The sequence below is a fragment of the Mesorhizobium sp. WSM4810 genome (assembly GCF_055811235.1).
In genome coordinates this window covers 53808-70252 of sequence record NZ_JBVVQV010000021.1, presented here as the reverse complement: position 1 = coordinate 70252, position 16445 = coordinate 53808, and the positions used below count along the sequence as shown (strand labels likewise).

Here is a 16445-nt window from a genome sequence, read left to right as displayed (position 1 = left end):
ATGCTTTCGTCGGATGAAACCTATGCTTCGCTCAACGGCGCCTGGCGACTGATGCTCGGCAAGGCCGATGGGCTGCGCCAGTTCGACCTTTCGGCCGACGGTTTCTGGAATTCCTTCTTCGCCATCGTCGTCGCGGCACCGGCGCTGATCGTCGGTTGGGTCGGCCTCGCCAACGAGATCGGCGATCCGAATGCATTCGCCGGACGCTTCAGCATGCTGATTCGTCTGGCGACAGTCGACATCGGCGTCTGGGTGTTGCCGCTTGTCGGCCTTGCCCTCGTCGCGCCGCGCGCCGGCATCGGCGGGCGCTTCGTCCACTATGTCGTCGCCAGCAACTGGGCGTCGGCGATCATCGCCTGGATGATGCTGCCAGCGGCGTTGATCAGGCTTTTCCTGCCGTCCACCAACGAGTTCGCCGTACTGGCGTCGCTGCTTTTGTTCGCGCTGTCGATGATCCTGACCTGGCGGATGACAAACGTTGCCATCGGCAGGGGCGCGGCTGTCGGCAGCGCTGTCTTCGCCGGAATGTTCGTGGCGTCGCTGGTCGTTCTGTTCGCGCTGCAGGCGCTGCTCGGCATCGGTGCGCCGAGCGGAACCGGGACTTGAATAGCTTCGCATCATCGGATTCACACGCCGCGTCACCATCGCCTTCATTGTAGAGTCCGAGCGCGTGGTGATTGTGCGCGTGTTCTACGGCTGGGCCGATTGGCAGGACGACCTAGCCTAGTGACGCTGACTGATCGGCACATCTAGCCGCGTCATCCGGACGCCTTCGGATAATCTACCCCAACGAGAAAAAGCCCATCGGGCGGCGCCACCTGGCCACAGGCTGCACGGTCGCGCGCGTCGAGCGCCGCCTTCAGATCGGCAATTGTCCAGCCGCCTTCGCCGACGCGCTTCAGCGAGCCGACCATCGAGCGCACCTGATTGTGCAGGAACGAGCGCGCCGAGGCTCGCACTTCGATCATGTCACCCAGCCGACTGACATCCAGCCGGTCGAGCGTCCGGACCGGGTTGTCGGCCTGGCACTGGGTCGAGCGGAACGTGGTGAAATCATGCCGCCCCAGCAGCACCTTTGCCGCTTCGTGCATGGCCTCGGCGTCGAGCCGCTTCGGCACCCACCAGATCTTGCCCTTGTCGAGCGCCGCCGGCGCGCGCCGGTTGACGATGCGGTAGAGATAGTGGCGGCCGATCGCCGAGAAACGCGCATCGAAGCTATCCGGCACCACAGCCGCCTTGAGGATGGCGATGCGCGCCTTGGCCGTTTGCAGGTGGGCGTTGACGGCATCGCGAACCTTGTCATCAGGCCACGCCCTGACGAGATCGACATGCGCCACCTGACCGGTCGCATGGACGCCGGCATCGGTGCGGCCGGCGCCGCGCAGCGAGACCTGTTCGCCGCAGAATTTCTCGATCGCCTGTTCGATCGCCTGCTGCACCGAAGGCTGGTCTGCCTGGCGCTGCCAGCCGGCATAGAGGCTGCCGTCATATTCGATGTCGAGGCGAAAACGCGGCATTCCTAAGAAGGATGAGGTTAGGCGGCGAGCGCGGTGCCGAAAGCCGAAGCGTATACCAGCTTGCCGGTCTCAGGCGCTTCGCCCCAGACCAGCGCCTGCAGCGCTTCGCCCTGGAACTCGCTTTCGAATTTTTCGGCGCGCGCGTGACTGTAGCCGAAGCGGCCATAATATGCGGGATCGCCAAGCACCACCGCCAGCACCTCGCCGGCATCCTTCAGGCGGATATGCGCCTCGCGGACCAGCGCACCGCCGATGCCGGTGCCATGGAATGACGGCTCGACCGCAAGAGGCGCCAGCGCCACCGCCGGAAAGCTCTTGCCGCCGTTCTGCACGTAAAGCCGCGAAAACAGAATATGGCCGACCACCTGTCCATCTTCTTCCGCCACCAGTTCGACGACGGCATCGCCGCCGCTGACCAGCGCGTCGACCAGGCCGGCCTCCGCCTGCTGGCCAAATGCGTGTTCCTCGACCAGGCGGATCGCCTCGCGGTCCCGCGGCGTTGCCGCGCGTATCGACATCATGCTCATGAGAATTTCGTTCCTTTTTCGAGCTTGGCCCCGCGCAGAAACTCCTGCGCGGCAATGGGCCTTCCGCCCGCACGTTGAACTTCGACCAACCTGATCGCGCCTGACCCGCAGGCGACCGTCAGCCGGTCGTCGAGAATTCCTCCCGGCTCGCCGGCGCCTTGCGAAAGCGTCGAGCGAAGCAGTTTCAGCCGCTCCAGGCGGCCGCCAATTTCGATCTCGCACCATGCGCCGGGAAAGGGCGACAGGCCGCGAATATGATCGTGGACTTCGCCAGCAGGCCGCGTCCAGTCCACGCGCGTCTCCGCTTTATCGATCTTTTTGGCATAGGTCACCCCCTCCGTCGCCTGTGCGGCAAAAGTCAGGGCATCCCGTTCCAGACGAGCCAGCGCTTCCGCCATCAGCGCGGCGCCAATGTGCATCAGCCGATCATGCAGTTCGCCGGCCGTCATATTGGGGCCGATGGCGCATTTTTCGGCCATCGCCACCGGGCCGGTGTCCAGGCCTTCTTCCATCCGCATCACCATCATGCCTGTCTCGGTATCGCCGGCCATGATGGCGCGCTGGATAGGGGCGGCGCCGCGCCAGCGTGGCAACAGCGACGCGTGACCATTGACGCAGCCGAGCCGCGGCGCCTCGAGAATGGGTTTGGGCAACAGCAATCCATAGGCGACGACGACGGCGACATCGGCCCGCAAGGCGCGGAACGCCTGCTGCTCGGTCTCGTTCTTCAGCGACACCGGCGTCCGCACCTCGAGGCCCAGCCGCTCGGCCTCGCGCTGCACCGGCGACGGCGTCAGTTCCAGCCCCCGGCGACCGGCGGCGCGCGGCGGCTGAGTGTAGACGGCTCCAATCTCATGTCCGGCATCCGCGATCGCCCGCAGCGTCGGCACCGAGAATTCGGGCGTACCCATGAAGATGACGCACAAGGGCATTTTGTTCCGGGTCCGGTCTTCGTCTGGCCGTTAAGTCGGCTCAGTCGAAGTCGCGAACTTTGCGGGTCGGCGACCGAAGTCGCGTTTCCTTTCTGCTTCGATTTCGTTCATGATCTTGGCGAATTCATCGCCATTGCGTTTTCAGCAGCGAAAGTCGCGCGAATAGCGTCCCATGCCGAAAGACCCGGCTCCAGCCTGGCTTGCCTTTCGGCGACCATGCCTTCGCGCAGAAGAGCTATCGCCTTGCCCGACAGGCTCTGGGCGCTCTTACGCGCCGCCTGCTCGATTTCCCGCTTCAAGGGTTCGGGAATATTTCTGATCAGCATGTCGCTCATCGGCGTCTCCATTTCCTGATCTGGAACAGGGTAGAGGGGCGCTGTCCCGCCAACATCTTCGAAAGGTTCAGCATCAAACTGCGCGAGTATCGCCCTATCCCACTAACTTGCCCGGCGCCTTGCTGCCTGATGGTTTGTCCCTGGCGAGCTTCTTGAACTTCTTCACCACCATGTCGCGCTTCAGCTTCGAGATGTGGTCGATGAACAGAACGCCGTTGAGATGGTCGATTTCGTGCTGCAGGCAAGTCGCCATCAGCCCTTCGGCCTCGATCTCCTGCAGCTTGCCGTCGCGATCGAGATATTTCACCCGCACGGCGGCAGGGCGCTCGACCTCGGCATAGTAATCCGGGATCGACAGGCACCCCTCCTCGTAGACCGAGCGCTGATCGGCGCTCTCAAGAATCTCGGGATTGATGAAGACATGCGGCACCGGCGGCTCGTCTTCCTTGGCGAGGTCGATCACCAGCATGCGCAGCGGTTCGCCGATCTGGATCGCCGCCAGACCAATGCCCGGCGCATCATACATCGTGTCCAGCATATCGTCGGCCAGTTTGCGCAAGGCGCCGTCGACGCGCTCGACCGGTTTCGAAACCTGGCGCAGGACGGGATCGGGAAGGATGATGAGCGGCTTGATCGACATGGCGTCTCACCTAAGACCTCGCACGAAAAGCGTCAACCGGGGCATTTGCAGCGGCGTTCACGTTTTGATCTGTGTCGTCAGGCCGAATCATCTATGCTGTCCGATATGAACGACCTGACCACCATCCTGTCCGAACCGATCGCCCGGCTCGGCGCCACCACGATCACGCTCGGCCACGTGCTGGCATTCGGCGCGGTCCTGTTCCTGGGCCTGTTCGTGGCGCTCGTCGTCGCGCTCTGGCGCTCGGCCAAGGCGCGTGCGGTGGCTGCCGCGGAAGCCGCCGACCACACCCGCGACGCCGAGGCGCGGATGGCCGGCATCCTGGCAAGCCAGGCCGAGATGCAGGGCCGCATGGGCGCCATCGCCGAAGTGTTCGGGGCGCGGCAGGCCGAACTCACGCAGTCGATCGGCCAGCGTCTCGACGCGATGACCGGCCGTCTCGGCCAGACCATGACCGAGCAGACGAAATCGACGCATGAAAGCCTCGCCAAACTGCAGGAGCGGCTGGCGGTCATCGATACAGCGCAAGGCAACATCCAGTCGCTCGCCAGCCAGGTCGTGCAACTTCAGGCAATCCTCTCCAACAAACAGACGCGCGGCGCCTTCGGCCAGTCGCGCATGGAGGCGATCGTCGCCGACGGCCTGCCGCACGGCGCCTATGAATTCCAGGCGACCCTGTCGAACGGCAGCCGGCCCGACTGCCTGGTGAAGATGCCGAACGGCGCGCCTGCACTCGCCATCGACGCCAAGTTTCCGCTGGAAGCCTGGAATGCCATCCGTGCCGCCGAAGGCGTCGATTTGCAGAAGGTCGCCGCACAAGCGTTTCGGCGTGATATCGAGGTGCATGTCCGCGATATTTCCGACAAATACCTGATCCAGGGCGAGACGCAGGACACCGCCTTCATGTTCGTGCCGTCGGAATCGGTATTCGCCGAGATCCACGAGAATTTCGAGGGGATTGTCCACAAGGCGCACCGCGCTCGCATCGTCATCGTCTCGCCGTCGCTGCTGATGCTGTCGATTCAGGTCATCCAGGCGATTCTCAAGGACGCCCGCATGCGCGAGCAGGCGCATTTGATCCAGGGCGAAGTCATCCGGCTGATGGAGGATGTCTCGCGCCTTGACGAGCGGGTGCGCAAGCTGCAGAGCCATTTCGGCCAGTCGGCCAAGGATATCGACGATATTCTCGTCTCGACGTCGAAGGTGACCAAGCGCGGCCAGAAGATCGAGGCGCTGGAGTTCGGCGCGCAGCCGGCGGAAGGCGACGCCGGATCGGCGGCCAACGCGAAGACCGAAGCGGGAGCGCGCGTCGCCGACTCCAAGACCGGCCAATTGAGGCTAAGGGTGGTCGAAGGCGACGACTGAGAGGCTACTGCTCCTCGACGATCATTGTGCCTTCGAACTCCGGCAGCCAATGCAGCGCCGAGCGGTGCCAGATCTGCTTTCTCGGGATCAGTTGTTCGCGCTGCCGCGCCGTGCCGACCCTGATGCCATAGACTTTCGGCCCGTCGCCAACCGACGTGGCATAGAGGTGCGTACCGCACTCGCCGCAAAAGGCCTGGGCGCGCCTGGCGCCGCTCGCTGCGGTCTTGATGTAGATCTTCGGCGTGCCCTTGGTGATCCGGTAGCGCTCCTCCGGCGCCGGCACGGTCACCCGAAACGCTGTTCCGGTCAGCTGCTGACAATCGATGCAGTGACAAATACTGGTGTTGTCCGGATCGACCTCCGCCTCGTAGGTAATGGCGCCGCAATGGCACCCGCCGTCGATTTTCATCTTCGTTCCTCCCTTCAGCCGCGCCTCGACGTGTTGGAGCTTAACGGCGCAGCCGCCGAAGCTCCACACAGGCATTCACAACGCGGCAAACCATCCGCTGGTTCAAGGCTGCTGCGTCGACGCCTGTTCGATGACTTCTTCCGTCCAGACCTTGAAACCGGCCAGCGTGCCCGGCCCGAAAATATGGGTCAGCGGCACATCGGCTGCGTCGCGGCCGGAGGCGATCAGGATGCGGCCGATGCGCGGCGCATTGTTGCGCGGATCGAAGGCATGCCAGCGACCGCCGAGGTAGACCTCCATCCAGGCGGCGAAGTCCATGTCCGACCAAGGCTTCGGCAGGCCGATGTCGCTGATGTAGCCGGTGCAATAGCGCGTCGGGATGTTCAAGGCGCGGCAGAAGGCGACGGCGAGATGGGCAAAGTCGCGGCAAACGCCGCTTTGCTCTCGATAGGCCTCTGTCGCCGTGCGCGTCGGCCGCGCGTTGCCGTAGTTGAAGATGATGTGGTTGTGGACGAAATCGCAGACCGCCTGCACGCGTGGAATACCGAGCGGTGAGTGGCCGAACAGCCGCCACGCCTCGCTCGCCAGCACGTCGCTCTCGCAATAGCGGCTCGGCAGCAGGAACAGCAATGTCTCCGACGGCAGGTCGCGCACCTCGTGCTGCCATGCCACCAGATCGCCGGTCTCGAAGGTTCCGGGATCGCGGATCACGGCGTCCGTGCCGAAGGTGAAGCGACCGGGCGGGGCGACAAGACGATTGCACCAATTGCCGAAACTGTCGCGGTAGCTCTCGATCGGCACCGGTGGGTTCGAAGTCAGGAAATCCGGCCGCTCGAGATCGGACGCGCGGGAATAGTGGACGTTGAGCATCGCGATCAGCGGCGTTTCCTGCGGAAAGTCGAAGCTCATCTCGCAGCCGATATGAATTCGCATTGTCGTCCTGACCGTCCTGCCGGATCACCACCCGGCGAAGGCACGGGCCGTTGCTGCAGTGCAAAAAGATCATCGCACGGACCAGCGTGGTTTACGAGCGAATTAGAAACGATTGACAGCCGACGGCTGGCGCCGGCGCCAGATTATGCCTCTTGCGGTCGGGCGTTTCTCTTGGTTCATTTCGCTTGCCACAATTGGAGGAAACGAATCATGGCTAAAGGTGCGATGAAGGCGGGCAAAGAAGCCCGCAAGCCGAAGAGGGACGCGAAGAAACCTGCCGCTGCCCCGACCCTGAAAGCGCCGCCCGTCAAGGCGACCAAACTCAAGGACAAGTAAGCCTCGGCGTTTCGGCGCAGTCATGACCGACGGCATTTCAGGACCATCGACATTCAGCGACTGGTCCTGAAGTGTTGTCGGCGCTGCTGTTGATTGGGCATTTCTAAATCAATGCGGCGAAGACGACTTCGCGCTTTCCGAAAAGACCGGGACGACCCGCAATCCAATGGAGCGTTCCGATGTCGTGGATTCTTCTCTTCTTCGCTGGCCTGTTCGAGATCGGCTGGGCTATTGGCCTCAAATACACTGATGGCTTTTCGAAGCCGCTTCCGACCATCCTGACGGTTGCCTCGATGGTCGTCAGTCTCGCCTTGCTCGGACTGGCGCTGAAGACCCTGCCGGTCGGCACGGCTTACGCGGTGTGGACCGGCATCGGCACCGTCGGCACGGCGCTGCTTGGCATCTGGCTGCTCGGTGAGCCTGCGACCGCGATCAGGCTGGCCTGCATCGCACTCATCGTCTGCGGCATCATAGGATTGAAACTCGCGACCTAGGTTTGCAGCAAGGCCGCAGCACAAACGCCTTCAGGGCCGCTGCAAGGCGGCCCTGAATTTTGATTGGTGAAATCGCGCTGTAGGAGCGCTAGCGAGCGGAAAAGCCCGGAGGCGTCCTGCCGGTGCGCTGCTTGCGCGCCGCATAGCGCGCGTCGCGCTTGGCTTTGCGCTCAGCCTCGTCGGCAAGCAAACGAGCGATGCGCTCGTTCTCTTCGGCTTCCCGGATCTTCGCTTCCGCCTGCGCCGCTTCTTCAGCAGCGATACGCGCCGCTTCGGCAGCAGCTTCGCGCTCGGCCTTTTCGGCCGCTTCGCGCGCCAGCTTCTCCTGCTTCAGCCTGGCCTTTTCGGCCTCGCGTATCGCACGGGCTTCGAGGATCGCCTTGCGTTCGGCCTGTCGTGCCAGCACCGCTGGATCGTCCGCTGCCGGCTTTGCCTTGAAGCGCTCGAGAAGCGCCTTCTTTGCCTCGTTTGCGGCATTGCGCCGCTCGAAAACGTCTTTTTCCCTATAGATAGCCAAGTCCACTTCCCTGGAGTCAATTTGCGAGGCTTACATACGCGTGAAAACCCAGAGTTCAAGCGCCAAAACGGTATGCCAGCCATGAAATTCTGAGCTGTTGCAGCCGGGAGACGCCTTTTCGGCTGAATTCGGCTGAAACGGACATGCACTGTTCACCATGCGACCCTCTGGCGGCGCGGCGGACTGGTCGCTACCTGTAGCGCGAAAACAAAACACCAGAACAAACCACCAGGATGACAGATGATGGAACTCGGTCTCTACACCTTCGCCGACGTCAGCCCGGAATCAGGCCCAGGCGCCATCGGTGCGCATGAGCGGCTGCGCAACCTGATCGAGGAGATCGAGCTGGCCGACCAGGTCGGCCTCGACGTGTTTGGGTTGGGCGAGCATCACCGTCCCGATTATGCGGCTTCAGCGCCGATCGTAGCCCTGGCCGCAGCCGCCGAACGCACCCGGCGCATAAAGCTGACCAGCGCGGTCACTGTGCTATCCTCCGACGATCCGGTCCGTGTCTTCCAGCAGTTTGCAACGCTCGACCTTCTATCCAGCGGCCGGGCTGAGATCATGGCTGGGCGCGGCTCGTTCATCGAATCCTTTCCGCTGTTCGGCTACAATCTTGAGGACTATGACGAGCTCTTTGCCGAAAAGCTCGATCTGCTGCTTGCCGTCCGCGATCATGTCAAGGTGAGCTGGTCGGGCAGGCTGCGCGCTCCGATCAACGATCGCGGCGTCTACCCCCGCCCGTTCCAGGACAGATTGCCGATCTGGATCGCGATCGGCGGCACGCCGCAATCCGCCGCGCGGGCCGGTGCGCTCGGCCTGCCGCTGGCGCTGGCCATCATCGGCGGCGAGCCGGCGCGGTTCGCGCCGCTGTTCGATATTTACAGGGAAGCGGCCAAACGGGCCGGCGACGATCCGGCTGATCTGGCCACCAGCCTCAACGTGCACGGCTTCATTGCCGCGACCACCGACCAGGCGGCCGACGATTTTTATGGGCCGCAGGCCGAGGTGATGAACCGCATCGGTCGCGAGCGCGGCTGGGGTCCGACGTCGAGAGCACATTTCGACCAGTCGCGCGGCCCGAACGGCGCGCTGTTCGTCGGCAACCCCGAACAGGTGGCCGAAAAGATCGTTGCCCAGCACAGGATATTCGGCAACGACCGCTTCCTGCTGCAAATGGCGATCGGCACCATGGCGCACGCCAAGATCATGAAGGCGATCGAACTCTACGGCACCAAGGTGGCACCGATCGTGCGCAAGGAGACGGCGAAGGCGATCCCTGCTGCGGCCGCGCCGGCCGTTTGATTCGCCGGCTAGATCGTAGGGCCAAGGTCATCGTCAGCGCCGGCTAAGCGCATCGGCCGCAAATCGGAATCGATTTTCGGGGCCGATGGTAAATTCAAAGCGTTAGAGCGTACTTTGAGCGTCCAAGTGGACGCACGTCGCTCCAGCGGAACCTTGAAGCCGCAAAGGCGTTTCCGCCAACAGCGTACACCAATCGCAGTGTGCCGCCGAGGGCCAGAATGAAAGCCGAACCCGCCGCTTCGGGTGCTGCCGAGAGCCCCGATCCGCGCGTCGAGGCGCGTGCGGACATGCACCTGATACGTTCGCTGCTAGTCGGCATCTTCTTCCTTATGGCGATCTACGCGCTCTCCTTCGCCCGCGCCTTCTTCATGCCGGTCATCCTGGCTTTCCTGCTGGCGCTGACGCTGACGCCGATCGTCCGCTTCCTGCGCAAACACGGCATGCCCGATGTGATATCGGCGACACTGCTGGTGGTGCTGTCGGTCAGCATCCTTGCCGTGGCCGGCTATCTGCTTAGCGGCCCGGTCATCGACCTCATCAACAACACCTCGGTGATTGGCCAGCAGCTGACCGAACGTCTCGCGCAACTGCGGCGTCCTTTCGAAAGGATCATGGACATTTCGCGGCAGATAGAGGGACTGACGCAGACCTCCCAAGGGCCGGGCGTCCAGAGGGTAGCCATGGCGCAATCGGGCATCCTCTCGCAAGCCGCCGGCAATTTGCTGTCGGCGGGCACCAGCCTCATCATCGTCTTCGTCCTGTCGCTGTTCCTGCTCGCGTCCGGCACGATGTTCTATGAGAAGATCGTCGAATCCTTCCCCAGTCTCAGCGAAAAGAAGCGGGCACTGCGCGTCGTCTATGACGTCGAACGTGAAATCTCGCACTATCTGCTTACCGTCGCCATCATCAATACATGCCTGGGCGTGGTCATCGGACTCGGCCTATGGGCACTCGGCATGCCCAACCCGCAGGTCTGGGGCGCAGCAGCGGCTCTGCTCAATTTCCTGCCCTATATCGGGGCGCTGATTACAATCACGCTTGTCACGATCATCGCGCTGATCAGCTTCGACAGCATCTCCTACGCGCTGCTGGCGCCGGCCTTCGTGCTGTTGTGCGATACCGTCGAGGGCCAATTCGTGACGCCGACGGTGGTTGGCCGGCGCCTAGAGATCAACGCCGTGGCGATCCTCATCGCCATTGCCTTCTGGTCCTGGCTGTGGGGTTTCGTCGGCGCGCTGATGGCGGTGCCGCTGCTGGTCGTCATCAAGGTGTTCTGCGATCATTTCGACGAGCTCAGCCATGTCGGCAATTTCCTGGCGGCGCAACATACGGCGGTTGAGGACGAAGAGATTTCAGAAACCGACACGGCTGCGGGCGCATGATCCGAGAAGCGGGATAAGCTGCGGCAGGCAGCCGTGGATACTAAATTCCAGAGCGTCCCTTTTTGCTTGAGTGGACTCATGGGCGTCAGTTCAATTTTTTGAATTTGCGGCCGTCGCGGTCGGTTCCTACATCCCTCCCGTCCACAGGATCCCCGCCCATGACCGCACTTTCGGTTCTCGACCTGTCGCCGATCGTCGAAGGCAGCAACGCTTCGCAATCGCTCACCAATTCGCTCGATCTCGCCCGCCATGCCGAGCGGCTGGGGTACAGGCGCTATTGGCTGGCCGAGCATCACAATATGCCGGGCATCGCCAGCGCCGCCACCTCCGTCGTCATTGCCCATGTCGCCGGCGGCACCACAACGATACGCGTCGGAGCCGGCGGCATCATGCTGCCCAACCATTCGCCGCTGGTCATTGCCGAGCAGTTCGGCACACTTAACGCGTTGCATCCAGGCCGCATCGACCTCGGCCTCGGCCGGGCGCCGGGCACCGACATGGGCACGGCGCGTGCGCTGCGCCGCAACCTCGACGCCGGCGCCGACAGTTTCCCGCAGGATGTCGTCGAACTGATGGGCTATTTCCAGCCGGCCGAAGACGGTCAGCGTATCCGCGCCGTGCCCGGCGAGGGCGAGCAGGTGCCGATCTGGATTCTGGGCTCGAGCCTCTATGGTGCGCAGCTCGCAGCCATGCTCGGCCTGCCCTACGCCTTCGCCTCGCATTTCGCGCCGGCCGAACTCGACCACGCACTGGAGATCTATCGCTCGCGCTTCCAGGCGTCGAAACAGCTCGACAAGCCCTATGTCATGCTCGGCCTCAACGTGTTCGCTGCACCCTCCGACGCCGAAGCGCGGCTGTTGTTCACCTCGCTGCAGCAGGCCTTCGTCAATCTGCGCACAGGCCGGCCCGGCCGCTTGCCGCCGCCGGTCGACGGATATGAGCGCGACCTCGACCCGATGGCCAAAACCATGCTCGACCAGGCGCTGTCCTGCGCCGTCGTCGGCGGCCCGGAAACGGTCAGGCAAGGCATCGAAGCGTTCGTGCAGCGCACCGGCGCCGACGAGCTGATGGTCACCGCGCAGATTTTCGACCACGCAGCGCGGGTGCGATCCTTCGAGATCCTGGCCAACGTCCACAAATCGCTGTCGGAAGCGGCCTGACTTTTTTGCGAGGCTGCGAAGGCGCGTTAGGCGCTGACGCTTTGTGCGATCGCCCCCAGCGGCGCGCCAAGGGGCCGGCATGAATTGCGGATCATCAGGCGTCCCTTGAGCGTCAGCTTGCGCGGCGGCGCGTCCCTGTTTCCGGCTAGGCGGTCGAGCAGCAGATTGGCCGCCTGCTCACCGATCGCCTTGACCGGTTGTGCGACCGTGGTCAGTTGCGGCTGGAACACGTCCGACCACGGAAAATCGTCGAAGCAGGCAACCGAAATGTCCTCGGGGCAGGACAGCCCGATATCGCGGATCGCCTTCATGGTGCCGATCACCATCGGGTTGTTGGCCGAGAAGACCGCGCTCGGGCGGTCGTGCAGCGAAAGCAGCTGCATCGTCGCGTTGTAGCCGTCGACTTCATGGAAATTGCCGAAGCGGACAAGCTCGCTCTCGACCGGCAGGCCGGCAGCCTGGAGCGCCTCGCGATATCCCGTCATGCGGTCATGCATTGGCGAGATGTCGAACGATCCGGAGATGTAGCCGATCCGCCGGTGGCCGAGATCGATCAGATGGGTGATGGCGTCGAACACCGCGCGCTGGTTGTCGAGAACGACGGAGTCGGTATCGACGCCTTCGCAAACGCGGTCGAGCAGCACCACCGGCACGTTGGCGTCGTCGACAATTCTCTTCAGGATCGCGCCGTCGCCGACGCGCGCAACAATCAGTCCGTCGACCATTCTGTCGAGCAGCAGTCTGATCTGGTCGTCCTGCGTGTTCAGGTCCTCGTCCGTGCAGCACAGCATGACCGCATAGCCGGCGCGGTCGAATGCCTGCTGGATGACCGAAACGACATCGGTGAAGAACGGATTGGTGATGTGGGGAACGGTCAGCCCGATGGTGCGGGTCGTGCCCATCTTCAGGCTGCGGGTCCCCGAGCTCAGCGTTGCCGACAATATCTTCCTGGGGCGCGAGAAGCTGATCGCCGGACTTATCGTCGACCGCAAGGCAAGCAGCCATGCCGCCGGCGCCCTGCTGCAGAGGCTCGGCATCGAGCTCAACCCGGAGGCGCGGGTCGGCAGCCTGCGTGTCGGCGAGCAGCAGCTGGTCGAGATCGCCAAGGCACTGTCGATGTCGGCGCGCATCCTGATCATGGACGAGCCGACTTCCGCACTTTCGCCGGCCGAATGCCAAAGGCTGTTTCGGATCATCCGCCAGCTCGCCGACAACGGGGTGGCGATCGTCTACATCTCGCACCGCATCGACGAGGTCATGCATCTGGCCAGGCGGGTCACCGTGTTTCGCGATGGACGCCGCGTGCTGACCGAGGCGATGGCAAAGCTCGACGAAGACACCATCATTTCGGCGATGGTCGGGCGCAACCTGCTTGCCTCTTCCCAGGAAGAGCGTGGTCCCAGCGGCAAGATCGTCCTCTCGGTAAGCGGCCTATGGCTGTCGAAACCAGACCGCCACGCCTGGCGCACCGCGCTCGACGGCGTCGCCTTCGATCTTGCCGAAGGCGAAATTCTGGGGATAGGCGGGCTGCTGGGCTCGGGACGCACCGAAATCCTGGAGACCATCTTCGGTTCCAGCAGCGGCCGTGCCGGCGGCGAAATCCGGCTCGACGGCGAGCCGGTGGAAATCCGTTCGCGGCGCGATGCACGCCGCCTCGGCATCGCCCTGGTGACCGAGGACCGCAAGACGCAAGGCCTGCATCTTCAGGCGTCGATTACCGACAATGTCGCGCTGCCGCTGGTCGGCGCGCTGGCGCGGTTCGGCCTTCGCTCGCGGGCCGCCGAGCAAGGCTTGGCGCGGCACGCGGTCAAGGCGCTCGGTATTCGCTGCGGGACCATCGAGCAGCCGGCCGGCACACTGTCCGGCGGCAACCAGCAGAAGGTCGTCATCGGCAAGTGGCTGGCAACGCGGCCGCGGGTGCTGCTGCTGGACGAGCCGACACGCGGCATCGATGTCGGCGCCAAGCGGGAGATCTACGACCTGATCTTCAAGCTGGCGCGAGACGGCCTCGCCATCGCCGTCATCAGCTCGGAATTGCCGGAGCTGCTGCATCTTTCCGATCGCATCCTGGTCATGGCCGATGGTCGCCAGACGGGGATCCTTTCCCGCGCGCAAGCCAGTGAGGAGGCCATCATGCGGCTCGCGGCGCCGCGCCGGACCATGACGAGACCCGCAGCATGAGCATCTTGAACATCCTGTCCCGGACGAAGCTCTATTGGGGCCTGATCGCCATCTTCCTGATCGGCGTGCTGGGCTCGCCGATCAGTTCCAAGGGCAACAACATCTTCCTGTCCTACGGCAATCTGCTCGATGTGCTGCGCCAGGTGTCGACCACCGGCCTGATCGCCACCGGCATGACGGCGGTGATCATCACCGGCGGCATCGATCTTTCCGTCGGCTCGCTGATGGCGATCTGCACCGTGGTCTGCGCCATGCTGCTGACGGTTCCGGGCGTCACGCCGGCGGTGGTGCTGGGGGTGCCGACAGTTGCCGTTGTCGCCCTTTGCCTCGGCATTCTGGTCACCCGCTTCATCTTCCTGAACATCGAAAAATCGCGCGCCGGCCCGCAGGCCACCCACGCCATCAGGCTGGATAGCGTTCGTGGGCTGGTCACGCCCGGCATTGTCGGGGTGATCCTCTGCAGTCTGGTGCTGTGGTTCCTGCTGCCGCAGGTCGGCTCGAAATTCGGCGTGCTCGGCGTGTTGCTGGTGGCGCCTTGCGTCGGCTTGCTGTTCGGCGCGCTCAACGGCTTCATCATCGTTGCCGGGCGGCTGCAGCCTTTCATCGTCACGCTGGCGATGATGGTGACGGCGCTCGGCATCGCCCGGCTGACCGCCGGCCAGAACAATGCGGTGCTGCCGGTCTACACCGGGTCGAACGCCACCGCCGATTTCGAAATGCTGCGCTCGCTGGTGTTCGGCGTGATCCCGATGCCGGGCCTGTTCTTCCTCGGAGCGATCCTGATCTACGGCGCGGTGCTGCGCTTCACGCCGTTCGGCCGCTATGTCTACGCCATCGGCGGCAACGAAGAGGCGGCGCGGCTGTCCGGCATCGCCGCCGGCCGCGTCAAGATCGCCACCTACGCCGTATCCGGGTTGCTGGCCGGCGTGGCGGCGGTGCTCTATGTCGCGCAATACAGGCAAGGCAAGCCGGATGCCGGCGCCGGGCTGGAGCTCGATGCCATCGCTGCCGTGGTCATCGGCGGCACCAGCCTGATGGGCGGTCGCGGCAGCCTCATCGGCACATTCTGCGGCGTGCTGATCTTCGGACTGCTCTCGAACATCCTGCAATTGCACAACATCAATTCGAACCTTCAGCTCGTGCTGAAGGGGATGATCATCATCGGCACCGTGCTCGTCCAGGAGCGCAATGCCGTTGATCTTCTCTACTATCTGCGCCTGCCTGGCGGAAAAGCGGCGCACAAGGAAACGACCGCAGCAAAGCGGCCGTCAAAAGAGACCCCGTCTCTAAATCTTGGAGGAAACAAGAAATGAAACGACGTGAATTGCTGAAGCTTGCCGCTGTCACCGCGGCACTGCTGACCACGACCGCGCTTTTGGCCAGCGGCAACGCCTACGCACAGGACAAGAAGTGGAAGATCGGCTTCTCGCAGGTGACGACCATCGAGCCGTGGCGCGCCCAGTTCAACAAGGACATCCTGGCCGAGGCCGCCAAGCATCCGGAAGTCGAGCTGATCGTCACCGACGGCGAGGACAAGACGGAAAAGCAGGTCGCCGATGTCGAGAACCTGATCCGCCAGGAAGTCGACGCGCTGCTGGTGTCACCGAAGGAATCCGCGGGGTTGACCGGTGTCGTGCAGCAAGCGATCGACGCCAAGATCCCGGTCTTCGTGCTCGACCGCAACGTCGAGACCAAGGACTACACGCAGTTCGTCGGCGGCGACAACAAGCTGATCGGCCGGGCTGCCGGTGAATACGCCGTCGAATTGCTCGGCGGCAAGGGCAAGGCATCAGGCAATGTCGTCGAGATCTGGGGCGGAATGGGTACCCAGCCGGCACATGACCGCCATGACGGCTTCCATGAATTCACTGACAAGGAGCCGGGCATAAAATATTTGCTCGACCAGCAGTCGGGCGACTGGAAGCAGGACCAGGCCTACAACATCATGGCCACGGCGCTGCGCAACAACGAGAAGATCGACCTCGTCTATGGTCATAACGACCCGATGGCCTACGGCGCCTATCTTGCCGCCAAGGACGTCGGCCGCGAGAAGGACATCAAGTTCATCGGCATCGACGGCCTGCCCAATGAAGGCGTGCAGCTTGTTGCCAATGGTGAGCTGACGGCGACGTTCACCTATGTGACGCCGGGCGCCGAAGGGCTGCGGCAGGCGATCAAGTTCCTGAACGGCGAGAAGGTCGAAAAGACCATCACGCTGCCGACGCAGAAGATCACCAAGGAAAATGCCGCCCAGATCCTGAAGGAGCACGGGCTCTGAGGCGTGTCGCCGGTGAGGGCGCTTGAGGGACGCGGCATAGCGCTGCCCCTCATCCGCCTGCCGGCACCTTCTCCCCGTATAGTGACGGGGAGAAGGGGACTGACCGGAAACGCTGCACCCTTTTTTCAACGCTG

Annotated in this window: 19 protein-coding genes; 10 read left to right on the top strand and 9 right to left on the bottom strand. The window is 63.5% G+C overall.

Annotated elements, in window-relative coordinates; genetic code table 11:
* Window positions 1–606 carry a hypothetical protein gene (locus AC0L3O_RS25480; protein ID WP_027152135.1) on the top strand — a complete coding sequence of 202 codons (606 nt, stop codon included), beginning with the start codon at window positions 1–3 and terminating at the stop codon, window positions 604–606.
* A gap of 152 nt (window positions 607–758) precedes the next feature.
* Here the strand turns inward: AC0L3O_RS25480 and truA are convergent, their stop codons facing one another.
* The 5 genes from truA to def all read right to left on the bottom strand — a co-directional run bounded on the left by truA (window position 759) and on the right by def (window position 3951).
* Entirely contained in the window at window positions 759–1517 is a 759-nt protein-coding gene (truA, locus tag AC0L3O_RS25475) for a tRNA pseudouridine(38-40) synthase TruA (protein ID WP_128175759.1), read from the bottom strand.
* A 17-nt stretch (window positions 1518–1534) separates the two neighbouring features.
* The gene (locus tag AC0L3O_RS25470) at window positions 1535–2044 is read right to left on the bottom strand and encodes a GNAT family N-acetyltransferase (RefSeq protein WP_128184972.1); all 510 of its coding nucleotides are present in this window, start codon (window positions 2042–2044) and stop codon (window positions 1535–1537) included.
* Window positions 2041–2976 carry a methionyl-tRNA formyltransferase gene (gene fmt, locus AC0L3O_RS25465; RefSeq protein ID WP_473616944.1) on the bottom strand — a complete coding sequence of 312 codons (936 nt, stop codon included), beginning with the start codon at window positions 2974–2976 and terminating at the stop codon, window positions 2041–2043. The genes AC0L3O_RS25470 and fmt overlap by 4 nt, the downstream gene beginning before the upstream one ends.
* Before the next feature lie 107 nt (window positions 2977–3083).
* The gene (locus AC0L3O_RS25460; RefSeq protein ID WP_473534821.1) at window positions 3084–3311 is read right to left on the bottom strand and encodes a plasmid stabilization protein; all 228 of its coding nucleotides are present in this window, start codon (window positions 3309–3311) and stop codon (window positions 3084–3086) included.
* Window positions 3312–3405: 94 nt separating this feature from the next.
* The gene (gene def / locus AC0L3O_RS25455) at window positions 3406–3951 is read right to left on the bottom strand and encodes a peptide deformylase (RefSeq protein ID WP_287310221.1); all 546 of its coding nucleotides are present in this window, start codon (window positions 3949–3951) and stop codon (window positions 3406–3408) included.
* Between the two features lie 105 nt (window positions 3952–4056).
* On the opposite strand from def, the gene AC0L3O_RS25450 reads away from it, so the two are divergent.
* Window positions 4057–5316 carry a DNA recombination protein RmuC gene (locus AC0L3O_RS25450; protein ID WP_473616943.1) on the top strand — a complete coding sequence of 420 codons (1260 nt, stop codon included), beginning with the start codon at window positions 4057–4059 and terminating at the stop codon, window positions 5314–5316.
* Window positions 5317–5320: 4 nt separating this feature from the next.
* Here AC0L3O_RS25450 and AC0L3O_RS25445 read toward each other — a convergent pair whose 3' ends face one another.
* Both AC0L3O_RS25445 and AC0L3O_RS25440 read right to left on the bottom strand, forming a co-directional pair.
* Complete coding sequence (locus AC0L3O_RS25445) at window positions 5321–5725, bottom strand: GFA family protein (protein WP_027152142.1); 405 nt, start codon at window positions 5723–5725, stop codon at window positions 5321–5323.
* A gap of 102 nt (window positions 5726–5827) precedes the next feature.
* Window positions 5828–6658: a transglutaminase-like domain-containing protein gene (locus AC0L3O_RS25440; RefSeq protein ID WP_473534820.1), complete on the bottom strand. Its 831-nt coding sequence runs from the start codon at window positions 6656–6658 to the stop codon at window positions 5828–5830.
* A gap of 210 nt (window positions 6659–6868) precedes the next feature.
* On the opposite strand from AC0L3O_RS25440, the gene AC0L3O_RS25435 reads away from it, so the two are divergent.
* Window positions 6869–6994: a hypothetical protein gene (locus AC0L3O_RS25435; protein ID WP_473616942.1), complete on the top strand. Its 126-nt coding sequence runs from the start codon at window positions 6869–6871 to the stop codon at window positions 6992–6994.
* A gap of 179 nt (window positions 6995–7173) precedes the next feature.
* A complete protein-coding gene (gene sugE, locus AC0L3O_RS25430; RefSeq protein WP_027152144.1) occupies window positions 7174–7488 on the top strand; it encodes a quaternary ammonium compound efflux SMR transporter SugE in 315 nt (104 codons plus the stop codon).
* An 88-nt stretch (window positions 7489–7576) separates the two neighbouring features.
* Here sugE and AC0L3O_RS25425 read toward each other — a convergent pair whose 3' ends face one another.
* Window positions 7577–8005 carry a DUF6481 family protein gene (locus tag AC0L3O_RS25425; RefSeq protein ID WP_023801556.1) on the bottom strand — a complete coding sequence of 143 codons (429 nt, stop codon included), beginning with the start codon at window positions 8003–8005 and terminating at the stop codon, window positions 7577–7579.
* Between the two features lie 243 nt (window positions 8006–8248).
* On the opposite strand from AC0L3O_RS25425, the gene AC0L3O_RS25420 reads away from it, so the two are divergent.
* The 3 genes from AC0L3O_RS25420 (at window position 8249) to AC0L3O_RS25410 (ending at window position 11852) form a co-directional block, all read left to right on the top strand.
* Window positions 8249–9310 (top strand): LLM class flavin-dependent oxidoreductase, encoded by a 1062-nt coding sequence (locus AC0L3O_RS25420; RefSeq protein WP_473534859.1) that lies wholly within the window; start codon window positions 8249–8251, stop codon window positions 9308–9310.
* A gap of 218 nt (window positions 9311–9528) precedes the next feature.
* On the top strand, window positions 9529–10692 hold the full coding sequence (locus AC0L3O_RS25415; RefSeq protein WP_473523015.1) for an AI-2E family transporter: 1164 nt from the start codon (window positions 9529–9531) through the stop codon (window positions 10690–10692).
* A 158-nt stretch (window positions 10693–10850) separates the two neighbouring features.
* Entirely contained in the window at window positions 10851–11852 is a 1002-nt protein-coding gene (locus tag AC0L3O_RS25410; RefSeq protein ID WP_473534819.1) for an LLM class flavin-dependent oxidoreductase, read from the top strand.
* Window positions 11853–11878: 26 nt separating this feature from the next.
* Here AC0L3O_RS25410 and AC0L3O_RS25405 read toward each other — a convergent pair whose 3' ends face one another.
* On the bottom strand, window positions 11879–12853 hold the full coding sequence (locus tag AC0L3O_RS25405) for a LacI family DNA-binding transcriptional regulator (protein WP_473534858.1): 975 nt from the start codon (window positions 12851–12853) through the stop codon (window positions 11879–11881).
* Here AC0L3O_RS25405 and AC0L3O_RS25400 point away from each other — a divergent pair.
* Genes AC0L3O_RS25400 through AC0L3O_RS25390 form a run of 3 tightly spaced genes read left to right on the top strand, consistent with a single transcriptional unit; the run spans window position 12747 to window position 16311 of the window.
* A complete protein-coding gene (locus AC0L3O_RS25400) occupies window positions 12747–14033 on the top strand; it encodes a sugar ABC transporter ATP-binding protein (protein ID WP_473534818.1) in 1287 nt (428 codons plus the stop codon). The genes AC0L3O_RS25405 and AC0L3O_RS25400 overlap by 107 nt on opposite strands.
* A complete protein-coding gene (locus AC0L3O_RS25395; protein ID WP_473498330.1) occupies window positions 14030–15346 on the top strand; it encodes an ABC transporter permease in 1317 nt (438 codons plus the stop codon). The genes AC0L3O_RS25400 and AC0L3O_RS25395 overlap by 4 nt, the downstream gene beginning before the upstream one ends.
* The gene (locus AC0L3O_RS25390) at window positions 15343–16311 is read left to right on the top strand and encodes a substrate-binding domain-containing protein (protein ID WP_128175728.1); all 969 of its coding nucleotides are present in this window, start codon (window positions 15343–15345) and stop codon (window positions 16309–16311) included. Before AC0L3O_RS25395 ends, AC0L3O_RS25390 begins: the two co-directional genes overlap by 4 nt.
* Window positions 16312–16445: the final 134 nt, after the last annotated feature.